At 46.6% G+C, this 23,518-nt stretch carries 16 protein-coding genes; 9 read left to right on the plus strand and 7 right to left on the minus strand.

Features of this window, described 5'->3' with window-relative positions; all coding sequences use genetic code 11:
- Positions 1 to 522: 522 nt before the first annotated feature.
- The 3 genes from QUB13_RS02640 to QUB13_RS02650 all read right to left on the minus strand — a co-directional run bounded on the left by QUB13_RS02640 (position 523) and on the right by QUB13_RS02650 (position 4,923).
- Positions 523 to 3,135 carry a CHAT domain-containing protein gene (locus QUB13_RS02640; RefSeq protein ID WP_333378660.1) on the minus strand — a complete coding sequence of 871 codons (2,613 nt, stop codon included), beginning with the start codon at positions 3,133 to 3,135 and terminating at the stop codon, positions 523 to 525.
- A gap of 471 nt (positions 3,136 to 3,606) precedes the next feature.
- Positions 3,607 to 4,611, minus strand: coding sequence for a UDP-glucose 4-epimerase GalE (gene galE, locus QUB13_RS02645; RefSeq protein ID WP_333378662.1), 1,005 nt, complete (start codon positions 4,609 to 4,611; stop codon positions 3,607 to 3,609).
- A 108-nt stretch (positions 4,612 to 4,719) separates the two neighbouring features.
- Positions 4,720 to 4,923 carry a hypothetical protein gene (locus QUB13_RS02650; protein WP_194009879.1) on the minus strand — a complete coding sequence of 68 codons (204 nt, stop codon included), beginning with the start codon at positions 4,921 to 4,923 and terminating at the stop codon, positions 4,720 to 4,722.
- 323 nt (positions 4,924 to 5,246) lie between these two features.
- Between QUB13_RS02650 and gloB the strand changes: the two genes are divergently transcribed.
- The 4 genes from gloB (at position 5,247) to QUB13_RS02670 (ending at position 15,365) form a co-directional block, all read left to right on the plus strand.
- A complete protein-coding gene (gloB, locus tag QUB13_RS02655; protein ID WP_333378665.1) occupies positions 5,247 to 6,020 on the plus strand; it encodes a hydroxyacylglutathione hydrolase in 774 nt (257 codons plus the stop codon).
- A gap of 346 nt (positions 6,021 to 6,366) precedes the next feature.
- A complete protein-coding gene (locus tag QUB13_RS02660) occupies positions 6,367 to 11,466 on the plus strand; it encodes a PAS domain-containing protein (RefSeq protein WP_333378670.1) in 5,100 nt (1,699 codons plus the stop codon).
- Between the two features lie 463 nt (positions 11,467 to 11,929).
- Positions 11,930 to 12,388, plus strand: coding sequence for a 50S ribosomal protein L9 (gene rplI, locus QUB13_RS02665; RefSeq protein ID WP_333378673.1), 459 nt, complete (start codon positions 11,930 to 11,932; stop codon positions 12,386 to 12,388).
- A gap of 364 nt (positions 12,389 to 12,752) precedes the next feature.
- Entirely contained in the window at positions 12,753 to 15,365 is a 2,613-nt protein-coding gene (locus QUB13_RS02670; RefSeq protein ID WP_333378676.1) for a replicative DNA helicase, read from the plus strand.
- A 286-nt stretch (positions 15,366 to 15,651) separates the two neighbouring features.
- On the opposite strand, the gene QUB13_RS02675 is transcribed toward QUB13_RS02670, so the two are convergent.
- Complete coding sequence (locus QUB13_RS02675; protein WP_194070826.1) at positions 15,652 to 16,239, minus strand: FKBP-type peptidyl-prolyl cis-trans isomerase; 588 nt, start codon at positions 16,237 to 16,239, stop codon at positions 15,652 to 15,654.
- A 287-nt stretch (positions 16,240 to 16,526) separates the two neighbouring features.
- Entirely contained in the window at positions 16,527 to 16,853 is a 327-nt protein-coding gene (locus tag QUB13_RS02680) for a phasin family protein (protein WP_333087535.1), read from the minus strand.
- 194 nt (positions 16,854 to 17,047) lie between these two features.
- Between QUB13_RS02680 and QUB13_RS02685 the strand changes: the two genes are divergently transcribed.
- From QUB13_RS02685 to QUB13_RS02700, 4 genes are all read left to right on the plus strand, one after another.
- Positions 17,048 to 17,404, plus strand: a complete 357-nt coding sequence (locus tag QUB13_RS02685; RefSeq protein ID WP_333378678.1) for a zinc ribbon domain-containing protein — start codon at positions 17,048 to 17,050, stop codon at positions 17,402 to 17,404.
- Between the two features lie 239 nt (positions 17,405 to 17,643).
- Positions 17,644 to 18,609, plus strand: a complete 966-nt coding sequence (locus QUB13_RS02690) for an N-acetylglucosamine kinase (RefSeq protein WP_333378682.1) — start codon at positions 17,644 to 17,646, stop codon at positions 18,607 to 18,609.
- A gap of 325 nt (positions 18,610 to 18,934) precedes the next feature.
- Positions 18,935 to 19,591 carry a hypothetical protein gene (locus QUB13_RS02695; RefSeq protein ID WP_333378685.1) on the plus strand — a complete coding sequence of 219 codons (657 nt, stop codon included), beginning with the start codon at positions 18,935 to 18,937 and terminating at the stop codon, positions 19,589 to 19,591.
- Positions 19,592 to 19,682: 91 nt separating this feature from the next.
- Positions 19,683 to 20,093 carry an MgtC/SapB family protein gene (locus tag QUB13_RS02700; protein WP_333378904.1) on the plus strand — a complete coding sequence of 137 codons (411 nt, stop codon included), beginning with the start codon at positions 19,683 to 19,685 and terminating at the stop codon, positions 20,091 to 20,093.
- 256 nt (positions 20,094 to 20,349) lie between these two features.
- On the opposite strand, the gene QUB13_RS02705 is transcribed toward QUB13_RS02700, so the two are convergent.
- A complete protein-coding gene (locus tag QUB13_RS02705) occupies positions 20,350 to 20,565 on the minus strand; it encodes a hypothetical protein (protein WP_194070835.1) in 216 nt (71 codons plus the stop codon).
- 46 nt (positions 20,566 to 20,611) lie between these two features.
- Entirely contained in the window at positions 20,612 to 20,842 is a 231-nt protein-coding gene (locus QUB13_RS02710) for a hypothetical protein (protein ID WP_333378687.1), read from the minus strand.
- A 407-nt stretch (positions 20,843 to 21,249) separates the two neighbouring features.
- Here QUB13_RS02710 and QUB13_RS02715 point away from each other — a divergent pair, with 407 nt between their 5' ends.
- Positions 21,250 to 22,998: a hypothetical protein gene (locus tag QUB13_RS02715; RefSeq protein WP_333378690.1), complete on the plus strand. Its 1,749-nt coding sequence runs from the start codon at positions 21,250 to 21,252 to the stop codon at positions 22,996 to 22,998.
- Positions 22,999 to 23,518: the final 520 nt, after the last annotated feature.

A 23,518-nucleotide genomic window follows, 5' to 3' on the forward strand; every position in this document is an offset into this window, starting at 1 on the left:
AGTTCCCTGTGGCGCAGTCGATCGCTAATTTGAGAAAGTTTGAAAAAATATTGGACTAAGTAATATCACTGAAAATAGTTGTATATTTTTTATTTTAAAATTAGTTGGTGATACTTAGTGCTGCCGAATTTGAATGAAAGTTCGATCGAGCTTTGAGTTTGTACCGACTTCGGGTAGGAGTTGAAACCTTGTGATTATCCACATCTCCTGCAAACCCTCACAGCAGTTATACCGCTAGGGAATCAATTCCCTAGCGGTATAGCGTCAGTCGGTTTTAACCGACTAATACCGTTGAGAAAACAATATTGTTTTTAGTCGATCGCCATAAATAAGGTTCATAGCGCAGACTTAAGGATCGAAAACTTAATAACTTAAAAACCTCCTACAGTCTTCTCTCCTGTAAGTTGCCAGATCGAAGGAGGCTCTTCCTCGCCTATCTGCATTACCAGGCATAGCCCGAAGCCCGATGCCCGATGCCCGATACCCGATGCCCGATTCCCGATTCCCGATTCCCATCTTAAATTATTGCCAATTCCCCACGAGTATGAAAGGTGCCCAGTAATAGGGATTTTTATATTCTTGGTTTTGCAGCAAGGTTAATTGAGCGTTGCGGAGGGCTTCAGCTTTGCTGGTTTTAGAAGCAGCAAGCTGCCGATAAAACTCAGTCATAAAGATAGCAGTAGATTCGTCGTTGACTTGCCAAAGCGTGGCGACTGTGCTCCGGGCACCCGATCGAATTGCCGCCCCGGCCAAACCCAAAGCCGCGCGATTGTCGCCCGAAGCTGTTTCGCAAGCACTCAAGACTAAAAGCTCGATCGGCTGTTGGTTATCCCCAGTGCGCGATCGCAGCAGTCGATCGAACTCCTTGACATTCACTTTCTCATCCCAAGTCACAATAAAAGTATCCGCCGCATTCGAGCTAAACTGACCGTGAGTTGCCAAATGGACGATCGGGTAAGACAAAGACTTAATTCGTTCCTGCAACCGCCCGCTAACAAAATCTTCATTCAGCAGGTCAGTAGCGGGAATCTGAGCAGAAATTTGTTGAATTTCTCGTTTCACCCCCGGCAAAGCCGAGAAGCCTTGACGCGCTTCTGAGAGGGCAGCCGCGAGCACTCTTAACTTAACTTCCCTCAGCGGTTTGGGTGTCAGCAATTGCAGTCCTGGTGCCAAAGCAATACTGTACTTTTCTAGCAAAAACTTTTCGCCGTCGTGCAGCACCGCCATCGGCAGATTTCGCAAATAACCGTCGAGTACAAATACCAGAGTTTTAATTCCGCTGGCAGTCAAATCAGCCTCTGCGGGGCGAATTAACCAGTCGTAAACCTGTTGGACGGCGGGCAACCTGTCGCGGGGAAAAGCAGCAGGCCGGATCGTATTTTTGGCTAGTCTGAAGGCTGTTTCTAACTCGGCTTGAGACTTATTGGTAGTGTAGCGGCGCAGTGGTTTGCCGGGAATTGATAAAATCACCTCCAAACGATCGCTCAAAATAATCGGATAAATTACCGCAGCAGCAGGATCGATTTGCTCGATCGACTGTGGTTTAGCATCAGCGCAAGCATCCCGAAAAAAGTTATCCAATTCCGCCAACTGCAAAGATTCCACCGTTTGGCGCGCCAGTTTCAATTTAGCTTGACTCGGAGATTCCTCTGCCAAAAGCAGTCCGACTAATTCCCGATAAACCGGTTCGGCGCTTTCCCGAAACGAAAATTGTACTTCGGGATTCACTGTCACCAAATCGCCCCGCAGAGAAGACAATACATTTACAGCTTGAGTATATTGGGCGATCGCCCCTTCTGTATTTCCCTGAGCTTTCCGAATCCGTCCGAGTTGCCACAATAATTGATAGGCAATATCGGGAGATTCAAACACTGGTGCCAAACTCAAAGCCTGATTTGTCAAACTTTCCGCCTGCTGATGCTGCTGCTGCAATTCCGAAAGTTTGCCCCTAGCTGCCAGAATGTAAGCTTGTATGCGTTTGTCGCCCAAACTATTTGCCGGTGCTGCTGAGCGTTCGAGCATTTTGTCAACATCGCTTAAGCTCAAAGTTTTTGCAGGCGACTGAGCTAATTTCATCAAGCTTTGAGCTAGGTTAATTCGAGCGTAAAGTCCCGCACGATTTGAAGCCAATTCAGCGGTTTGAGGTTCGATGGAACGCCACAAAACCTCTGCTTCCGACCAGTTTGTGCGATCGACCAACAGACTTAATTTGTTCAACTGCGCCTGAATTTGTAGAGGCGTTGCGACTGCGATTGCCGCCGAGCGATCGTAATATTCTAGAGCCGAGGCTTCCAAGTCAGCCTGCTGTCGGGTGTTCAAACCCGGTTTATTACTTTTCGCCCGCGCCGTATTTCCCAGATTGAGATAAATTGCCGCTTCATCTTGTTTGATACCTAATTTTTGGGCTGCTGTCAGTGCCTCTAATAGCAAATTTTGGGAGTTTTCCAGTTGTCCCAAAACCCGCAGCACCCGCCCTAAAGCATGAACTGCCCGGACTTTTTCGGCAGAAATAGGCTGATTTTTTAAAGTTGCCAAATCTGCAGTCGAAACTGCACAAGTTTGGTTTTCCAACATCAAGGAAGTTAACAGAATTTTGCAAGCTCTTGGGTAAAGTCCGAGAGTTTCCCAAGCCCGACTTTGATTGATTTGAACTTGAAAAAGTTGGTTTTTGCGATCGATTTGCTCGAATATTTTAGCGCTTAAGTCGAAGTTATCGATCGCATTTTGAGTCTGTCCCCGTTCGAGTTGCAACTGTCCTTGAATGTTGAGAGTTTCAGCCAAAATCCGCTGCTGTTCGGCAGTTTTGGGTTCGGTTCGCACCACCGACAAACTCGAATTCACAGCTTGTTCTGCTTGTTCCCAAAGTGCTAACTGCCCGTAGGTTGCAGCTAAATTGCTCAAGGCTGTGGCGAGAGGGAGATTTTCGCCTGTTTTCTCAAACTGTACCGCCGCTTGCTGCAAGAGCGGTACAGCTTCGGAAAAACGTTTTTCTTCCCACAGAGTGCGAGCTTGTCGGACAAGCTGCACAGCAGGCGGTGACTGAATCTGAGCAACTGCGGGAGGAATTGCAACGGATAGCAAACAGGAGATCAGAAATAACAGAATTGCTTTTCGGAGCGATCGGGCAAACTTCATATATATAATTCAAGCTGGGTAATTCCACCAGCACGCTGATGGGAGTTTTCTGCCGGTAAGTCATATCATCAAATATGGTTTGGATCATCCACTAGACATCTGGCACTAATTCACTTTCAATTATGGAATTATCTGCGTCCATCTGTGTGTATCCGCTTGACATCTGCGGTTAACCAATCAATCCAATATTTACGCAACTAAAGTCTACTCTTTTTTTTTCCTCTTATTAACGAGCTGGCGGCAGCATTTCCGGCTTACCAAAAAACATTTTCTTAACTCCGTGGAAGCTGTCGCCCTCGATTCTTTCGAGTTTACCTTGTATCTCGCGCCAGACTTTCTCTGGTTGTCAGCACCCTAAATAAGCTGTTGTGCAAATAAACATTGTAGATTTTGATGACAATCAAAAATTGTCAAATTCTCTCACCCTCTCCCCCTCAATTGCCATACACAATCTATATGAGCAACAGCTTACTAAGTAGTGGAGTGTCGTTTTTGATGCCACTGCCAAGCGTGAATTAAAATATCCTTAATGTCGGGATATTCTGGACACCAACCCAAAATTTTGATAGCTTTTTCGCTGCTACCAACTAAGGCTGCTGGGTCTCCCGGACGGCGATCGCACTCAACCGCTTTAATCTCTTTTCCAGTCACTTCGCGAGCCGTTTGTATCACTTCTTTTACCGAAAATCCGCCGCCATTTCCCAAATTAAAGAAATCAGATTTGCCGTCATTTAACAAATATTCCAATCCTAAAATGTGAGCCGATGCCAAATCGTTAACGTGAATGTAATCGCGAATGCAACTACCGTCGGGAGTATCGTAATCTGTGCCAAAAATTGCGATCGAATCCCGCTTACCCAAAGCAGCAAACAACACCAACGGAATCAGGTGACTTTCTGGATTGTGATCTTCTCCTAACAACCCGTTCGGATCTGCCCCAGCCGCGTTAAAATAGCGGAAACAAACTGATTTAAAATTGTACGCAACATCAAAATCGGACAAAATTCGTTCTACCATTAACTTAGTAGCGCCGTAGGGATTTATCGGATTTTGCGGGTGGTCTTCTGTGAGCGGAATTTTATGCGGTACACCGTAAGTCGCGCAGGTTGAAGAAAACACAAATTTTTTCACTCCCGCAGCGATCATTGCTTCCAAAAGTGTAATTGTGCCGATGACGTTGTTGCGGTAATATTTAGCTGGATCAGTAACAGATTCGCCCACGTAAGCATAGGCTGCAAAGTGCATTACTGCTGCAATTTCGTGAGTAGCGAACAGGTTGTCGAGCAAGGCGCGATCGTTCGTATCGCCCACCACCAACTTTACTTGCAAAACCCGGTCTACTAAATCTTGGTGTCCGTAAACTAAATTGTCCAAAATTATCACGTCGTAACCAGCTTTTTTCAGTGCTAATACTGCGTGAGAGCCAATATATCCAGCTCCGCCTGTTACCAAAATTGTTGGTTTTTTTGTGATCATTTTATTCTGCTTTGTTTTTTGTAGTTGGATAGTCGATTGTATTATTTTAGGGTTGGGTTAAGTCTGTTTTTTTGTCAACTGTCAACTATCAACTGTAAACTAAAAAGTTTAATCGATAAACTTAAGGCGGCCAATTTGAATATAATCAAAGATGCGATTGATTTGGTGCCGGTCTTCTTCAGAAATTTTATCATCAGATAGGATAGTGGAAGTCAAAACTAAATGTTCGCGGCGAGCGATTTTGCCAGACGCTACAATCCGATCGACCATTTGAGAAATTGTCAAGTTCGATTTGTTGGGAGATGTTCGCATTTATTCGATCGCCTTTATGTCAGAATAGTTAAAGATGCTGGGAATTCTTAACTCAGAAATGATGCAAATCGATTTGTGGAACAGCAGAAATAATCTATCATATCATGTCCGCTCGATTACGATAACAAAAATGGTTGCTAGTACGGACTCGCATTCCGCACTACGAACCCGTCGCGCCTGCGGTTAATCGATCGGACACAAGATCGAGGTTATACTCCCAAAGATAGATGCGGGGAGTCGAGAATTCTGAAATAACCCTGCGTCTGAAGTGCGATCGCACTAAGTTTAATTCTATAATAATTTTTATCCAGAGGCAATTTTCTATGCAGGTCGATCGAATTCCGGTACTGTCCGACAATTACATTTTCTTGCTGCACGACCCCGATCGCCAGACAGCAGCAGTCGTCGATCCAGCCCGAGCAGAACCGGTCTTGCAGCAACTGAGCTCGCTCGGAGCCGAATTAACAGCAATTTTCAACACGCACCACCACAACGACCACATAGGCGGCAACCAGCAACTGATCGATCGCTTTCCCCAAATTAAAGTTTACGGCGGCGCACAAGATAGAGGCAGAATTCCTGGACAGCAAGTGTTTTTGCAAGCGGGCGATCGAGTAGAATTTGCCGGCAGAACCGCCGAAGTCTTCTTCGTACCAGGCCACACAAAAGCTCACATAGCCTACTATTTCCCCGCGCGCAACCAAGGCGAAACCGGCGAATTGTTCTGTGGGGACACTTTATTCGCTGGAGGCTGCGGCAGACTGAAAGAAGGCAATCCCGCTCAAATGCTAGCTTCTCTAGAACAATTGCGAAACTTGCCGGACAGTACCAGAGTTTGGTGCGCCCACGAATACACGCTGCAAAATTTGCAATTTGCCCTGACTGTGGATGGAGACAATCCCGATCTGCAGCAGCGCTTAGCCGAAGTTAAAGAAGCACGCAGCCGATCGCAACCTACCATACCATCCTCGATCGGCATCGAGAAAAAGACCAACCCATTTTTGCGCTGGGATTTTCCCAACCTCCAACGGGCCGCCAACACCCGCGAACCCGTCCAAACCTTCGCTCAATTGCGCGCCATGAAAGACCGATTTTGACAATAGCAACGTCAGCCTTACATACCTGCATCACATCAAATGTTTGTAACGAGCCACAGCCGTTGATAATATGCAGCCACCAAGAAAACTGATCGGGCTTACCCCTCCTTTGAAACAGCCAAAAAACTACCTTTGGCCTTTGCTCTGTGGCGGCAACTGGTTAAGCTCAGGGACTGTGCGATACAATAAATTGTGGCGATATCAACATTCCAGCAGGACGATCGACATCCCTCTTAAGTTTGAATTGTAACCCTGTTTAAAGTAATACTTCCTCGGAATGATTTCCGTATAATTATTTAACGATCGCGATTGGCTTAGCCAAAACTCAAACCGTTGTTAGAAATTGATGAAAAATCTAGGCAGCAATACTGAACCCCAACAGCACATCGACCCCTGTGTTTCAACGTATTCTAACAACGCGCTTTACCCGGGCGCGCCTTTACCAACAGATATAGGCATGGTTTTGCAATTGGCAGACGGTAGCATTCAGGGGTGCAATGCTCGCGCCGAAAAACTGTTGGGGATGACAGCACAACAAATGCAGGGCAACTCTTCGATAAACTGTCCGTGGCAGACTGTGCGTCAAGATGGCTCGGATTTTCCCGGCGAGATGCACCCGCCGATGGTGGCGCTTTCAACCGGGCAGCCAAGCTCAAATGTTATTATGGGCTTTTATCAACCGCAGGGAGAATTGATTTGGTTGAATCTCAATTCTCAACCTTTATTTCAGGGAGATCGATCGACTCCCTACGCGGTAGTTACAACCTTCACCGAAATTGCTCAACCTCAACCGGAAGTAGTATCTGACACCCTTGCGCCACAACTCTCAGACACCCTAGAAAGCATTTCCGACGGGTTCTTTGCTTTGGATCGAGACTGGCGATTTACCTACCTCAATTCTCAAGCGGCGCAGTGGCTGAATCGACTCCCGCAAGAGCTGATTGGTAACAGCGTTTGGGAAGAATTTCCAGGCTCTGCGGGCAGTTTGTTCGAGCAGGAATACCTGCGCTGCGCCAGAGAGCAAGTTACGGTTAGTTTTGAATCTTTTTATGAGCCGCTCAATGCTTGGTATGCAGTACGAGCTTATCCGATCGCCTCGGGAATTGCGGTTTATTTTCAAGATGTCACCCAGCAGAAAGCGGATCGGGCTGCTTTTATTCAACAAGCCCAAACTGCGCGGCAACAACTTGCAGAAATTGAGGCGATTTATGCTAGCGCGCCGATCGGACTTTGCTTTATCGATACCGAATTGCGATTTGTCCGCATTAACGATCGCCTAGCAGAAATTAACGGAATTCCAGCCGCCACCCACATCGGTAAAACATTGCGCGAAATCTTGCCAGAAATGGCAGATAATTTAGAGCCGCTTTACAGACAAGTTATTGAAACTAAAATTCCGATCGCGCAGATCGAAGTTCGCGGGAAAAATGCAGCACAGCCGGGAGCAGATCGCGCTTGGCTGTTGAGTCTCTATCCGCTCTCGGCCCAGGACGATCGCGTTTTGGGCGTGAATGTGACGGTACACGAAATTACCGATCGCCAAGCTAGCAAAAAAGAAATTCAACGGCTCAACCAGGAACTAGAGGGACGAGTTAACGAACTGCAATCAATTCTTGATGCTGTACCTATTGGCATTACGATCGCCCGCGACCCAGAATGTAAAGTAATTCGCGCTAACAGATTTGGTGAGTCGATGCTCGCAGTACCGCCGGATGCCAATGTTTCTGCAACCGGAGAGCAAGCCGAAATCCTTCCGTTCAGACAACTGAGCAACGGAAAGGAAATCCCGCCAGAACAACTCCCAATGCAGCGGGCTGCGGCTTCGGGTGTCGAAGTGCGGGATGTGGAAATTCAAATGGTGCGATCGGACGGCGCGGCCTTTGATTGGTTGGTGAATGCGGTGCCGTTATTTGACGAACAGGGCGCAGTTCGCGGCTGTGTGGGAGTGTTTGTGGATATTAGCGATCGCAAACAAGCAGAAGAAGCTTTGCGCCGATCCGAAGAACGCTACCGCACTTTGTTTGAATCCCTAGACGAAGGTTTTTGCGTCATCGAAATGCTGTTTGACGAAAACGAAAAGCCGATCGACTACCGCTTTTTGGAAGTCAATCCCGCCTTCGAGAAACAAACTGGACTCGTAGAGGCTGTGGGGAAAACCGCGCGCGAGATGCTCCCAGACCTCGAAAATTATTGGTTTGAGATGTACGGGAAAGTGGCGCTGACAGGGGAACCGCTGCGCTTTGAACACGGCTCGGAAGTGATGAACCGCTGGTTTGAGGTTTCGGCGTTCCGCACTCCAGAGCCGCAGAGCCGCAAAGTCGCCTTGCTTTTCAAAGAAATCAGCGATCGCAAACATTCGGAAAATCTTTTGCGCGAACACTACAGCAAGTTGCGGCTGTTTGTCAAACATTCGCCTGTGGGGGTGGCGATGTTTGACCGCCAGATGTGCTATATGCTGGTGAGCGATCGCTGGCTGGCTAATTACGGGCTCGGTACTCAAAACATTATCGGCCGATCGCACTACGATATATTGCCAGATTTGCCCGATCGTTGGAAACAAATCCACCAGCGCTGTCTGGGGGGAGCAGTCGAAATCTGCCCAGAAGAACAGTTTCCCCGCGCTGATGGCTCGATCGACTGGGTGCGCTGGGAAATTCACCCTTGGCAAACCCACAGCGGTGAGATTGGCGGGATCATGATTTTTTCTGAAGTAATCACCGATCGCAAAAACGCTGAACTCGCCATCGCCGAGGCCAATCAGCAAGTCACTAATATTCTAGAAAGTATTACCGATGCCTTTATGGCGATCGATTCACAATGGCGCTATACCTACGTTAATGCGACTGCTGAAAAACTGCTGGATCGATCGAGAGCCGACTTGCTAGGTCGATCGATCTGGGAGCAATTCTCCGCCGAGTCAGAATCCAATTCGAGGCTGTATCAAGAATTTCATCGAGTCGTTTCCGAACAAGTTTCTGTCAAGTTTGAAAAGTTTTCGCCGTCGCTGCAAATGTATGTAGAAGTCAGCGCCTATCCCGCAGCCGAAGGACTTACGGCTTATTGGAGCGATATTAGCGATCGCAAACGCACAGAAGAAGAACTGCGACAAAAGAATGCGATTTTGAATCTAATTAATGAGTCAGTACCCACCCCAATTTTTGTCAAAGATCGAGAAGGACGGATTATTTATGCAAATCCAGCCACGCTGGACGTACTGGGAAAACCTGCTGCTGAAGTAATTGGCCGGCGCGATATCGATTTATACCCAGTAGTAGAACTTGCAGTCACAGTCACGGAAAACGATCGGCGCATTATGGAATCTGGACAAACAGAAGTCCTCGAAGAATCTCACGATGGCATTCGGACATTTCTGGTAATGAAAGCTCCCTACCGCAATCAGGCGGGAGAAGTGATCGGCTTGATTGGCATCTCCAGCGACATCACAAATCGCAAACGAGCAGAAATCGAGCGGCAAGAACAAACAAAGTTACTACAAGTAATTATTGACAGCATTGGTGACGGTTTAATTCTTGCCAACCAACAAGGGGAGTTTGTGCTGTTTAACCGAGCCGCCGAGGGGATATTCGGTCAGCTATCGAATGAAAAATCCCCTGAGGAATGGTCGAGCACCTACGGGCTATTTATGACTGACAAAAAAAACCTCTTTCCCGACGCTGAACTACCTCTAGCCAGAGCAATCAAAGGTGAATATGTCAATGATGTAGAGGTATTTGTCCGCCGCGAAAATTCCGAAGATCGCTGGATCAGTATCAGCGGTTATCCGGTAGTTGATGCTAGCAGCGAAATCAAAGGCGGAGTGATTGTCTGTCGGGATATCACAGAACGCAAACAAGCAGAAGCAGCGATGCAAGAAAGCGAAGAACGATTCCGCAATATGGCTAACAATGCTCCATTTATGGTATGGGTAACAAACTCCACAGGCTATTGCACTTTCTTGAGCAAAAGCTGGTACGACTTCACAGGTCAAACTGAGGAAATAGGTTTGGGATTGGGTTGGGTAAACGCACTGCATCCAGAAGACCGAGAACAGGCCAAGAAAGGATTTTTGACCGCCAACGAACGCCAGGAATCTTTCCGCGTGGAATATCGCATCGGGCGTAAGGATGGCGGATATTCTTGGGCAATAGATGCGGCTGCTCCCAGATTTTCCGAAAGCGGACAATTTGAGGGTTATATCGGTTCTGTCATCGACATTACAGATCGCAAACAAGTGGAAATCGAGCGCGAGATGGTTCTGGAATTGGAACAAACTGCCCGCGCGGAAGCCGAGCGAGCTAACCGGATTAAAGACGAGTTTCTGGCGGTGCTTTCTCACGAGTTGCGATCGCCCCTAAATCCGATTTTAGGCTGGTCGCAACTGCTGCTAGCAGGCAAGCTGAGCCCGACTCAAACAGCCAAAGCGTTGGAGACAATCGAGCGCAACGCCAGACTGCAATCTCAATTAATCGAAGACTTGCTAGATGTATCTAGAATTCTGCAAGGTAAACTCAGATTGACTGTGGCTCCGGTGAATGTGGGAATGATTATTTTGTCTGCTTTGGAAACGGTGCAATTAGCAGCCGAAGCTAAAAAAATTCAAATCGAAACAATTTTAAATCCCGATGTCGGACTCGTTCTCGGCGATACCAGTCGCTTGCAGCAAGTTGTGTGGAATTTGTTATCGAATGCGGTAAAATTTACGCCCGAAGGCGGTAGAGTTGAAGTTAGATTAGCGCAAGTCGGGCGCGAAGAAGTGGAAATTCAAGTCGCCGACACGGGTAAAGGTATTATTCCCGATTTCTTGCCCTATGTTTTCGAGCATTTCCGACAAGAAGACGGCGCGACTACTCGCAAATTTGGGGGTTTGGGATTGGGATTGGCGATCGTCCGCCAACTGATTGAACTGCACGGCGGGACGGTATTTGTAGAAAGCGCTGGAGAAGGTCAAGGAGCGACGTTTACGGTGAGATTACCGCTATTAAATGATGATTCTAGAGCGCAGCGGTTAGAAGCGGTCAATTCGTCTGGTAGTTGCGATATTTCATCTTTCCCGCTCTCGGGATTGAGAATTTTGGTGGTAGATGATGAGCTCGACTCGCGCGATTTTGTCGCCTTCGTCCTCGGCCAAGGGGGTGCAAAGGTGATTGCGCTGTCTTCTGCTGCTGAGGCGCTGCAGTCGATCGCCCAAACTGCACCGGATTTGCTCGTCAGCGACATCGGAATGCCCGAGATGGACGGATATATGCTGATACGTCACATCCGCACTCAGCTTGCGCCAGAGTATCGAGATTTGGTGGCGATCGCCCTAACGGCCTATGCTGGAGAAGCGAACGAGCGCCAAATTTTGCAAGCCGGATTTGACCAACATTTATCTAAGCCGATCGATCCGAGTGAGTTATTGGCCGCTGTAGGGCGATTGATGAGCCAAAAGCTAAAAAATCCATAACAGGTTCGCAGTCAGTTGACAGTTGACAGTTGACAGTTGACAGTTGACAGTTGACAGTTGAAGGATGAGAGATCATTTTTGGTGGGTTCATCCGTCTACAGCGAACGTGGTGCAGAAATCGGAGAGGACTCTTCGTCCTTACTAAGCTGCTACGCATCTAAATTGAATACAGAGACGGGTTGTCCTGCCCATCCCACAATAATTGTATAAAAATTGACTGTTAAATTAGATGCAAAGCAGCTTACGAACCTGATTAAGAAGGATTCTTCGCCCTGTCAACCGTCAACTGCTCACTTTCAACTGCCCACTGCCCACTGCCCACTGCCCACTGCCCACTGCCCACTGCCCACTGCCCACTGCCCACTGCCCACTGTCAACTCTTCCTTCTTCCTTCTCCCTTGCGATCGTCCTTCAAACTTCGCTATTATAGAAAGTTGCAATTAAAACCCCACAAGCAACGATCATGGCCAAGCGCGTCCAATTAGTATTAAACAAAGATGTCAGCAAACTCGGCAAAGCTGGCGACGTAGTAGAAGTAGCCCCAGGCTACGCCCGCAACTACCTAGTACCCCAAGGAATGGGATTTAGAGCCACTCCGGGCATTCTCAAGCAAGCAGAGCGCCGCCGTGAAGAAGAAAGACTGCGCCAGTTAGAACTCAAGCAGCAAGCTGAAGTCCGCAAAACCGCCTTGGAAGCAGCCGGGCCTTTCATCATCTCCAAGCAAGTCGGCGAAGGAGACGCGATTTTTGGTACTGTCACCAACCAAGAAGTAGCAGAACTGATTTTCAACTCTACCAGTCAAGAAGTCGATCGGCGCGGCATCACCCTACCCGAAATTCGCGAAACTGGTACATACAAAGCTGAAATCAAACTTCACGCGGAAGTTACCGCCGAAGTTAATATTCAAGTTGTCCCGATGTAATTAAAAGTTGTCAGTTGGCAGGAAAGTTGTTGGCAGTTGGCTATTATTTGTTATTTGTTATTTGTTATTTGTTGGTTCTAATTCCGAATCACCCATTTCTACTGACAACTAACAACTCACAATTCACAATTGTAGCAATCCTCGCATCAGTTGTACAAATATCTAACGGTAGTGCCTTTCTTTGCCTACCTCCGATAGCGAGGATATTCAGGATAGGGACAGCTACCCTTCGGGAACGCTTCGCGAACGCACGGGCGTGGGGAAATTGCCCCTACAATAAATTATACAATTCATTTAGGATTGCTATAAAAACTAACAACTGCTGCCAACCGACAACTGCAAACTGACTGAGGACTATTGACTAATGAGCGATTTGATGCCGACAAATATAGAGGCAGAAGAAGCAATTTTAGGCGGGATTTTAATTGACCCCGAAGCGATTTCCCGAATTGCCGAACTTCTGCGACCGGAGTTTTTTGCCATCACCGCTCATCAAGTCATTTATCGATCGGCATTAGGGCTATTTTTGCAAGGCCAACCGACAGATTTAATGACGGTGACAACTTGGTTGACAGATCGCAACCAGTTAGAACAAGTCGGAGGATTAACTAAATTAGCACAATTAGTCGATCGCACAGTTTCAGCAGTCAACATCGACCAATATGCAGCCTTAGTTGAAGACAAATATCAGCGCCGCCGATTGATCGAAGCTGGCAACAACATAGTACAATTAGGTTACGAGACAGCAGCACCGCTAGAAACAGTATTAGACCGCGCCGAACAAGAAGTTTTTGGCATCACTCAAGACCGCCCGCAACAGGATTTAGTATCGATCGGCGAAACCCTAAACCAAACATTTCAAGACTTAGAAAATCGCAATGAAGGCCTCACGCTTCCCGGTATTCCCTGCGGTTTTTATGATTTAGATGCCATGACAGGAGGCTTTCAGCGATCGGATTTAATCATCGTTGCTGCTAGACCGGCGATGGGGAAGACGGCCTTTTGTACCAACATCGCCCACCACATCGCTGCTGGACAGCAAAAATTGCCGGTTGCCGTTTTTAGCTTAGAAATGTCTAAAGAACAGCTAGTGCAGCGTATCTTGTCCAGTGAAGCCAAAATAGAAAGTAACAGGTTGCGATCGGGCAGAATCAGTCAAAACGAATGGGAACCAATCAGTACAGCCATAGGTAACTTATCAGAATTGCCGCTGTTTATTGATGATACTCCTAATATTACCGTGATGGAGATTCGCTCCAAAGCCCGCCGCCTTCAAGCGGAACAAGGCGGATCTCTCGGATTAATCTTGCTAGATTATCTGCAATTAATGGAAGGTAGCAGCGACAACCGCGTGCAAGAATTATCTCGAATTACTAGAGGCCTTAAAGGTTTAGCCCGCGAACTCAACGTGCCGATTATTGCTTTGTCTCAGTTGAGTCGCAGTGTGGAAGCGAGGACAAATAAGCGGCCGATGATGTCTGATTTACGCGAAAGTGGCTGCTTAACAGGTGATAGTTTAGTTACGCTGGCGGATACTGGTATGCGCGTACCAATTCGTGAATTAGTAGGAAAATCTGGCTTCACAGTTTGGGCGCTCAATGAAGCCACTATGCAGTTAGAAAAAGCCGTTGTTAGCAATGCCTTTGCTACAGGTGTTAAGCCTGTACTACGACTGCAAACTCGTTTGGGACGGGCAATTAGAGCCACTGGCAATCATAAGTTCTTAACCATTCACGGCTGGCGACGATTGGATGAGTTAAAAATGGGCGATCGCATTGCCCTACCTAGATACGTATCAAGTTCCTTGATCCAATCGATGGACAATGCCGAAATAGCCTTGCTAGGACACATGATTGGAGACGGATGTACTCTACCTAGACACGTTATTCAATACACTACTAGAGAGGAAGATTTAGCCAATACTGTTGCAAACCTTGCCATAGAAGTATTTGGAGAGCGAATCATACCTCGTATTTGTAAAGAACGTGATTGGTATCAAGTTTATCTTCCTGCCGCCTATCATCTGACACATAATGTGAGGAATCCTGTAACTAAATGGCTAGATGCTTTAGGTGTTTTTGGTCTGCGTTCTTACCAGAAGTTTGTCCCCAATCAAATATTTGAGCAGCCTCAAGAAGCAATATCTTTATTTTTACGCCATCTTTGGTGTACTGATGGTTGCATAAAAACAGGTAGGGGTAAATGTCATTACCCTAGTGTTTATTATGCTTCCAGTAGTGAAAAATTGGCAAGAGATGTTCAGTCACTCTTACTCAGACTTGGTATCAATGCCCGCTTATTTTTAAGCCCCCAGCCAGGGAAAGGGCGAGATCAACATCAAGTTTGGGTAACAGGAAGACCTGATTTAGATAAGTTTATTCATTTGATTGGTGCAGTAGGTAACTACAAACAGCAAGCTCTAACAGAAATTGCAGAATACATTGAAATTCGTTCTAGCAATACTAATAGAGATGTCATACCGCGTGATGTGTGGAAAATGTATGCTGTTCCTGCTATGCAGCAATTTGGTTTAACTACACGCCAGATGCAAGCACAGCTAGGCAACTTATATTGTGGTACAACCCTTTACAAACACAACCTTGGTCGGGAACCAGCATTCAGATTAGCTACAATTGTTAAATCTGATGAACTTGCGCTCTTATCTAAAAGCGATATTTACTGGGATGAAATCGCCTCAATAGAAGTTGATGGTGAAGCTGAGGTTTACGATTTAACAGTGCCTGCACTGCATAATTTTGTCGCTAATGACATCATAGTTCACAACTCGATCGAGCAGGACGCCGATTTAGTCATTATGCTGTACCGAGATGAATATTACAACCCCGATTCGCCCGATCGCGGAATTGCCGAAGTCATCATCACCAAACACCGAAACGGCCCCACAGGCATCATCAAACTATTATTCGATGCCCAATTTACCTCATTCCGCAATCTAGCATCTCCAAAGCGCTCTTAAGAAGGAAGAAGGAAGAAGGAAGAAGGAAGTTCGGCAACGAGCAATGTACGGGATGTAACGGATGTAAGTCCGTCGGAAGAGGGAAGAGGGAAGAAGGAAGGAGGAAGAAGGAAGAAGCAAGAAGGAAGAAGGAACACACAGCAAGCTTTTTCGCGATCCGTATTTTACGTTTAATTAGGTCGATGTACTTAAATGAACCAAGACTTACGCAGAAACCCGGTTTCTTAATAAAAAAACCGGGTTTCTAAACAGCGTAAAAGTTTAACACTTAGTTAGGTTGAGCTACCTAGCCAGCAATTTTCAATAATTCCACATCAAAAATCAGCGTAGCATTAGGAGGAATCACCCCGCCCGCACCGCGAGCACCATAACCTAATTCAGGGGGAATAATCAACTTGCGGCGTTCTCCAACTTTCATTGTACCGACACCTTCATCCCAACCCTTAATTACTTGGCCTACACCAATTTTGAACTGAAATGGAGAATTGCGATCGCGCGAACTATCAAACTTCGTGCCATCCTCCAAAGTGCCAGTGTAGTGCACCACAACCGTCTGACCAGTTTTTGGAGTCGCCCCATCACCTTCTTTCAATTCAACATATTTCAAACCTGAAGCTGTGGTGACAGTTTTCTCAGTATTATCAGTCATGTTATTGCCAGCGATAGTAGCTGGTTCCTCCGGTAAATTAGCATCAGCTACGAGCAAGCTATCTTCAGTGAAAGACTTCGCTGAGAGGATCTCAAGCGCAGCATCGGTTAAAGGATTATTCACTTCGGAGGCAACTGCTTTGGGCACATAACCGCTCATTTGAGCAACTATCAAAAACACAAAGCAAACCAGCATTACCCCCAAGCTGACCAGAATTCCTTGCAAAATTAATCCTCCTGATACTTTTTGTAACCGCGATATCTCAGATATCTAAGACATCTTGTACAACAAGAACTACAAAATTTTATCTGAACTTTTCCGCCAAAAATGGCGGATGCCAGTTAATTTTAAACGCAAAAGAAACTTTGAAGTCAGAATGTTTGTAATTCTAGCTTCTGCTTTCTACATAAGTGCCTTATTGAGCCTTCTGCGTTCGGGTGACAATTTTATCACAAGATAGCAGCAAGCGCGCGATCGCCCGCGAGCGCGAAACTTGCAGAAAAGGATCGTGCTCAGCGCCAGTTACGGTTTTCTAAATCGCGCATCTGACGTTCGAGACGATCGAGCCTGCCGCGCAACTCATCCATTTCCGACTGTCGGGGAACGCCCATATCTTGCAGAATATTCCGCAGTTGGCGCTGGAACTGAGTATCCCAACTTCCCTGCTCCGACTTCAGGTGCTCTGTCATGTCATCGACAAAAGTTTTGGCTTGCTCGGGGTTGATTTTGCCATCTTTAACCCATTGCTCGCTGACTTCCTGCAATTTCTCCGCCACCAAGGAGGTAGTACCAATGCCCAGCATCACCAGTTGTTTGAGTAAGTTGCTATTGTTATCCATAGATTTTTCCTACTGTTTGGCACAAAATAGCCGATCGGCTCAGGTCGCCTGCTGTCGCTGCGAAACCATCTGTACAATTTAAGTTACATCAGCGCTGACCTACCTTTCTATTTTGGAGCATTCAGCCGCCTGATGGCGTTCGGAAAACCCGCTAATGAGCTTACCGACAACATTACCCTATCACCCAGCCGTCAATGCCTGATTGCCCCCGCTGTCACAAACCTGTAGACGCGCGAGCCATCGCCTGTCCGCAGTGCAAAATCCCTCTCAAAGCTTTCGGTCATCCGGGTATCCCCCTTTATCGATCGCCATCTGCAGAATTTCTGTGTACAACCTGTATTTACCACGAAGACGACACCTGCAACTACCCGCAGCGTCCCTTGGCGAAAGAATGCACGCTTTATCACGACAAAGCCGAGCCGCTAGTGCCACAGACGAGCCGTTACATCAGCGGCGGCCTGCCACAATCCATCAAAAATTGGTGTCAGCGCAATGTTATTTGGTTGGCTTTATTTGGTTTAATTATTATTAGCATTGCTCTGTCTGTTTGAAAGAATTGTAGGGAGCATCTCAAAAAATGCAAAAAGTATTATTTTAACGTCTGGGGAGCGTCCCCGCTCGCTTGGCGACAAGGTTTCGCCCATCTTGTATGAGATTTTTAGGCTGGCGAGACCACAATACTTTAAATAAAAATTACTGTACAAATTAGATGCACGCCAGCACAGCCGCATTGTGTCCCATCCGTCAAGATATTAGTTGACAACATACAATACAAATTAAAAATTTTGCCATGACTTACGTATTCGGCATAGACGGCGGCGGCACTAAAACTATTTGCGTTTTAATGGACGAAAACAACGTTGTTTTGGGACGCGGGGAAGCAGGGCCTTCAAATTATCAAACGCTGGGAATTGAGCAAGCAAAAGAATCGATTCAATTGGCGATCGAACGAGCAGTTTTTTCCGCGAACATCGATCCAAATATCAATCTGAAGATAGAAGCAATTTGTCTGGGACTAGCAGGCGTGGGGCGTGCCAAAGATATTGAAATAGTACAATTTGTAGTGCAGAATTTGGAGTTGGCGAATACTTTACCCGTAACCCGATCGCTCTTGCCGCGAAATATCGTAATTTGTAGCGATTGCGCGATCGCACTGGTTGGCGGTACTGGCCATCCAGTTGGTATCGCGGTTATTGCAGGAACTGGTTCGATTGTTTTCGGGCAAAACCGTCAAGGGGAAACTAAACGAGTCGGCGGTTGGGGATATATTTTAGGCGATGAAGGCAGCGGATATGACATCGCTGTTGAAGGTTTGCAAGCTGCTTTGAAGTTCTATGACGGACGAGGAGACGTTACCGCGCTGGCGGAAAAATTTCAAGGGCATTTAGGCTTAAATAACCTAGAAGAATTGGTAGAAGTTGTTTACCGGCGCGGTTGGGGAGTCAAAGAAATTGCGGCTTTAGCGCCGATTGTCGATCGAGCCGCAGCAGAGGGCGATCGCGTCGCTGACGGCATTATTGACAATGCTGTGGCAAAATTAACATTTTCAACAAAAATAGCCATTTCAGCGCTATTTAAGCCCACAGAAGAATTTGAAATTGTGACGGTGGGAGGTGTGTGGGGCGGTGATGCAAATTTTCGGGGTCGGTTTGAAACTGCCATAGGTGCGATCGCGCCAAAAGCTCAGCTAATTTCGCCCCGATACGAACCAGCTTTCGGTGCAGCGTTGTTAGCCTTAAACTCATTCAACCATTAATATCGTTGAGAGAGTGCTTCCCGCTAGGACTTCATCTTCATGACTAAGGCAAAAAATGGCTTGACGCACTATTTATGGGCGCACCCTATCTGTAGAGGTTTTGCAATTGCAGACTGTTTATCTTCCTTATCTTCCCGATCGCCCCAGTCCGGTCGATTTCTCAATTTGGCAAAATGTGAAAATTCTTGATTATCTACCTTATCTTCCCAACTTGTCTAATTCTCGCCTGCCATAATGAAAACATCAAATGAATGCAAAACTAGAAACAAATTTAGCAGTAGTGCGTTCCTAAGTAAAACAAAACCGAAAGAAGGAGACAAAATATATGATTACTTCTCAAAAATTGCGATCGGCAACAGCAGCAATCCTCTCACTGGGCATTACACTCGGAACCAGCGCGCCCCTGGTAGTAGCAGCGCCCGCATCAGCTCAACAACGAATTTCACAATTTGATAGCATCCGAATTCCGTCCGGTAGTGTAATTCCAGTTAGCTATGAAAAAAACAAAATTGTTGTCACGCCCGATGAAACTTCACCTTTAACATTAACAGTAGCGCGAGACGTCCGCACGGCTCAAGGCAGAGTATTAATCCCCGCAGGCAGCCAGATTGTCGGGGAATTGCGACCTGTCAAAAGGGGCAATCAAAGGGGTACTCAATTTGTTGCCAGCGAGTTAATTGTCAGCCGCCGCCAACGCTATAGGATTGATGGTTCTTCGGGAATTATTACCAGAACCGAAAAAGTTCAAAAAGGTGCTGGAACAGGTTCAGTAGCGCAAGGTGCAGCATTGGGCGCGGCAGCAGCAGCAGCGCTAGCAGGCATTACCGGCGACAAGGCGATCGCCACTGAAGAAGTATTGGGCGGTGCTGGAATCGGTGCATTAGCCGGAGTATTGTTGGGGCGGCGCAGCGTTGACGTGATCGTGATTCGCCCGGAACAAGATTTGGCAGTGAGATTGCGATCGGACATCGTGCTGCGGTAGTATTGGAATCTCGCGATTAATTATTTGCCGTAAAACATTGTCGATCGATAACTTGTGGTCTCCCGATAATTGGCTGGGCATACTGTTGAGGTTGTGTCTGGCCATGTTCGTGGGCGGAATGATTGGATGGGAGCGCCAACTCAAAAACAAACCAGCGGGATTGAGGACTCATATGTTAGTAAGTATGGGTGCTGCAATGTTTGTTTTAATTCCGCTGGCAATAGGTAAAAATGAAAACGGACGAGATGGTGTAGAGCGCGTAATTCAAGGCATTGCTGCCGGGATAGGATTTTTGGGGGGCGGAGAAATCCTGCGCGAATATCAGCAGGAAATCGGCAAACCAAAAGTTCACGGGCTCACGTCGGCCGCTGCTATTTGGTTGTCAGCAGCTTTAGGAAGTGCGGCCGGATGCGGGTTGTGGCAACTTGCATTAATTGGTGCTTTCATGTCGCTGTTTGTTCTGAGAGTTATCAAAGAGTTAGAGCGTCGGAGTCGGAAATAGTCGATCGCGAAGGTTTTATATAATTAATATTGAGCTAAATTAGACGTGCTACTTATGACGATAAGGTGCGGTGTTCCCACCCGACCTCTCAAGGTTTTACATCATTAAATGTTTAATAAATTAATCTAGATTAAATTCACAGCAAGCAATAATATTAGAATTACTAGACAATAAGCAGGGTAGATTAAATTATTATTTTAAATTTTACATAAACGCAAATAGATCTTTATATCGCCCAAGAAACCAATCAAAATGATTAATTTTGTTCCGAAAGATTCGGCGAATTTATCGATTCCAAAGACTCTTGCCTTACGCGACCAGCCATCGCGGCTAACTGCAAGCTCATAAAAGCATTTAAATCTTCCAAATCGCACTTCGCCGAGGCAAAAATATCCTGCATTTGATTTTCGGCTTCCCAACTCAGATATCCCGTGGCAATAGCTTGATTTACAACTTCACGAATGACCATAATTTAAATTTCCTTACTAAATTTGAAATAATTAAAAAGCTACTAATTATTAACAGGGAATTTCCGTGGCTGTCTCGCCAAAAATTTCCAATTCTTTTACAATGCGAGACTCTTGTTTCACCAAACCGGACATGGCTGCTAGTTGCAAAGTCATAAAAGCATTTAAGTCTTCCAAGTCATAGTTGGTGGTAGTTAACATCTGCCGCAGTTGATTTTCAGATTCTAGAGTTAAATAACCTAGGGTCAGAGCTTGTTGGGCGAGGTCGCGAATAAGTACCATAATATTTTTGGGTTTTATTACTTGAATATCCTCAGTATCGACGGTTTTAACTGACTCCGCAGTGACGGCTATTGCTCGGTTTGTGTGACATTTTTAGGGGTAGCCTGTGACAGCCTGACTCGCAGAGTGTGACTCAGTGTTTGCACGGATGTGACGAGGATCACTGGGGCGAGGAGGAGATGCCGAGGGTGGGAGATGCCGAGGGTGGGAGATTCCGAGGGTGAGAGATTCCGAGGGTGGGAGATCGGAAAATATTCCCTCTTCCCTCTTCCCTCTTCCCTCTTCCTTCTTCCTTCTTCCCTCTTCCTTCTTCCTTCTTCCCTCTTCCCTCTTCCTTCAGAAGCCTTCTACCTTCAGAAGACGCTCAACGTCTATAATCAGCAAGTTAAATATTTACTGCAAGACCTATGGAAGCAACACATAAAGATTTGTTACAACAGATAGCCCAACTATCGGAAACTTATGGTAATTTAGCCGATCGACTCTCCCAAGCCGCCAAACAACTGCAAGACTCCGGGCTTCCTCCCTCTGACAGCTTACTGCAAGAAATTGCCAGCTACAGCCGCAACTTTGCAGAGGTCCAAAAACAAGCTCTCCAAGTCAACAAATCCGCCCTCGCCCCCGGAGAAATTACTTCCCTCAAAGATATTCAAAACTTAGTCGAGACTGCAGCAGCTTCCGAAGGTAAAGCAGAAATTCGCGACGCAGCTTTGAAAGTGCTCGATCGAGTATTGGCGATCGCCCACCGCGAACAAAGCGACTTCGCCCCCTTACAATCAGTGCATGGCAAAGCCCGCGAACTCCAGCGCGCCATTTCCGAATCAACCGCAACTCAACTGCATTCCGACGCAGAATCCCTAGTAAGTGGCAAACACCCCGTTGCCGCAGTGCTAGCCCTCGTGGAACAGCAAGACAAATTAAACGACGAAGAGTGGGTAATCCTCGAAGAAACAGTCAGCGCCGCTTTTGGCAAACAAATAGCCGTCGCCATTTCCAGAGGCAAATTAACCGTTGTCCAGATAGTAAAAGCAGAACCTGCAAAAATCCAATCCGTAATTAAAACAGCGCCAGAACCAAAAATGGGCGCCGAACCTCTACCCGAAGTGATTATCATCCCGTCGGGGAATGTGGCACCGAAACAAGTTACAGTTGCACCGCAAATCAAAATTTTGGAATTCCCCGCTGCGACGGCCCCCATGCACGAAGTGATTATCGTTCCTAGCGTGGAAGTACCTAAATCTCTCCCAAAAACAGGCTCTGGGAACATTGTTTTTGGGGCACCTCGCGAGATTCAACAAGCGCCTGTAGAGGGCGGTTTGGGATTGAAAGTTTTGGCGCACATTCAAGGAATAGGCGATCGAACTTTCGGTGCTGGAGAATACGCCGGTACTAAAGCGCGCGGGCTGCGCGTCGAAGGTTTTCAAATTAATATCGAGCCACCAATTCCCGGCTTAAAAGTTGAGTACATGGCTCACGTCGAAGGTGTTGGGGATACTCCTTGGATCGGCGAAGGAGAATTGGCTGGTTTTCGGGGTCAAGCGAAACGAATTGAAGGATTTGCCGTGCGGTTGAGCGGGCCGCAAGCTGATAAGTATGACGTATTTTATAACGCTCACATCCAAAATATCGGCGACACCGATGTGTCTTCCAACGGCGATTATTGCGGCACTCGCGGCAAAGCTTTGAGAATAGAAGGCATCAAAGTTTGGATCGCACCGTCTGCGAATTCTCAAGTTGCGGCGGCTGTGGGTTTAAAAGTTTTGGCGCACATTCAAGGAATTGGCGATCGCACTTTTAGCGGTAAAGAATACGCCGGTACGAAAGCTCAAGGCCGCCGCGTCGAAGGTTTTGAAATTAAAATAGAGCCTTCGGTTCCCGGTTTAAATTTGGAGTACATGGCTCACGTTGAAGGAGTTGGTGATACTCCTTGGATCGGCGAAGGGGAACTGGCAGGTTTCCGGGGGAAAGCCAAGCGCATTGAAGGATTTGCCGCGCGGCTGACTGGGCCGCAAGCTGATAAGTACGATGTATTTTACACAGCTCACATTCAGAATGTAGGCGATACTCCTGTTGCTTCTAACGGTCAATATTGCGGCACTCGCGGCAAAGGTTTGAGGGTTGAAGGCATGACTGTTTGGGTTGAGCCTAAAGCGTAAATATTCAGGTTTCTGGTCGCCCAAGGAATTTGAGAAACCGGGTTTCTTCCTAAATTTTTGGTACTAACCGAAATTTCTCGCAGAAACCCGGTTTATGGCTAATTTCTGTCTGTCCAACGAATTCAATAAACCCGGTTTCTTCCTAAATTTTTGGTATTAACCGAAATTTGTTGCAGAAACCCGGTTTCTGTCTGTCCAACGAATTCAATAAACCCGGTTTCTTCCTAAATTTTTGGTATTAACCGAAATTTGTCGCAGTAACCCGGTTTCTGGCCACCTAACGAATTTGAAAAACCGGGCTTAGCAGGTAATTGAAAACTTTACAAAACTTACCATCGGTTACAAAAAACACCGACATCGAATCAATCGACAATAAATCGCCAATAATAGGTCTCAACTTGTGAAATTGATGTTTTTGCTGTGGCTGTATTCTCTGTAATTACACGGTTGCGGAACGGTAAACGATCGGCATAGAATATATTCGTAGGTTGGATATGTGTGAGTTGACAGGAGGGTATAA

Origin of the sequence: Microcoleus sp. B4-D4, from assembly GCF_036705185.1 — a bacterium.
GTDB lineage: Bacteria > Cyanobacteriota > Cyanobacteriia > Cyanobacteriales > Microcoleaceae > Microcoleus.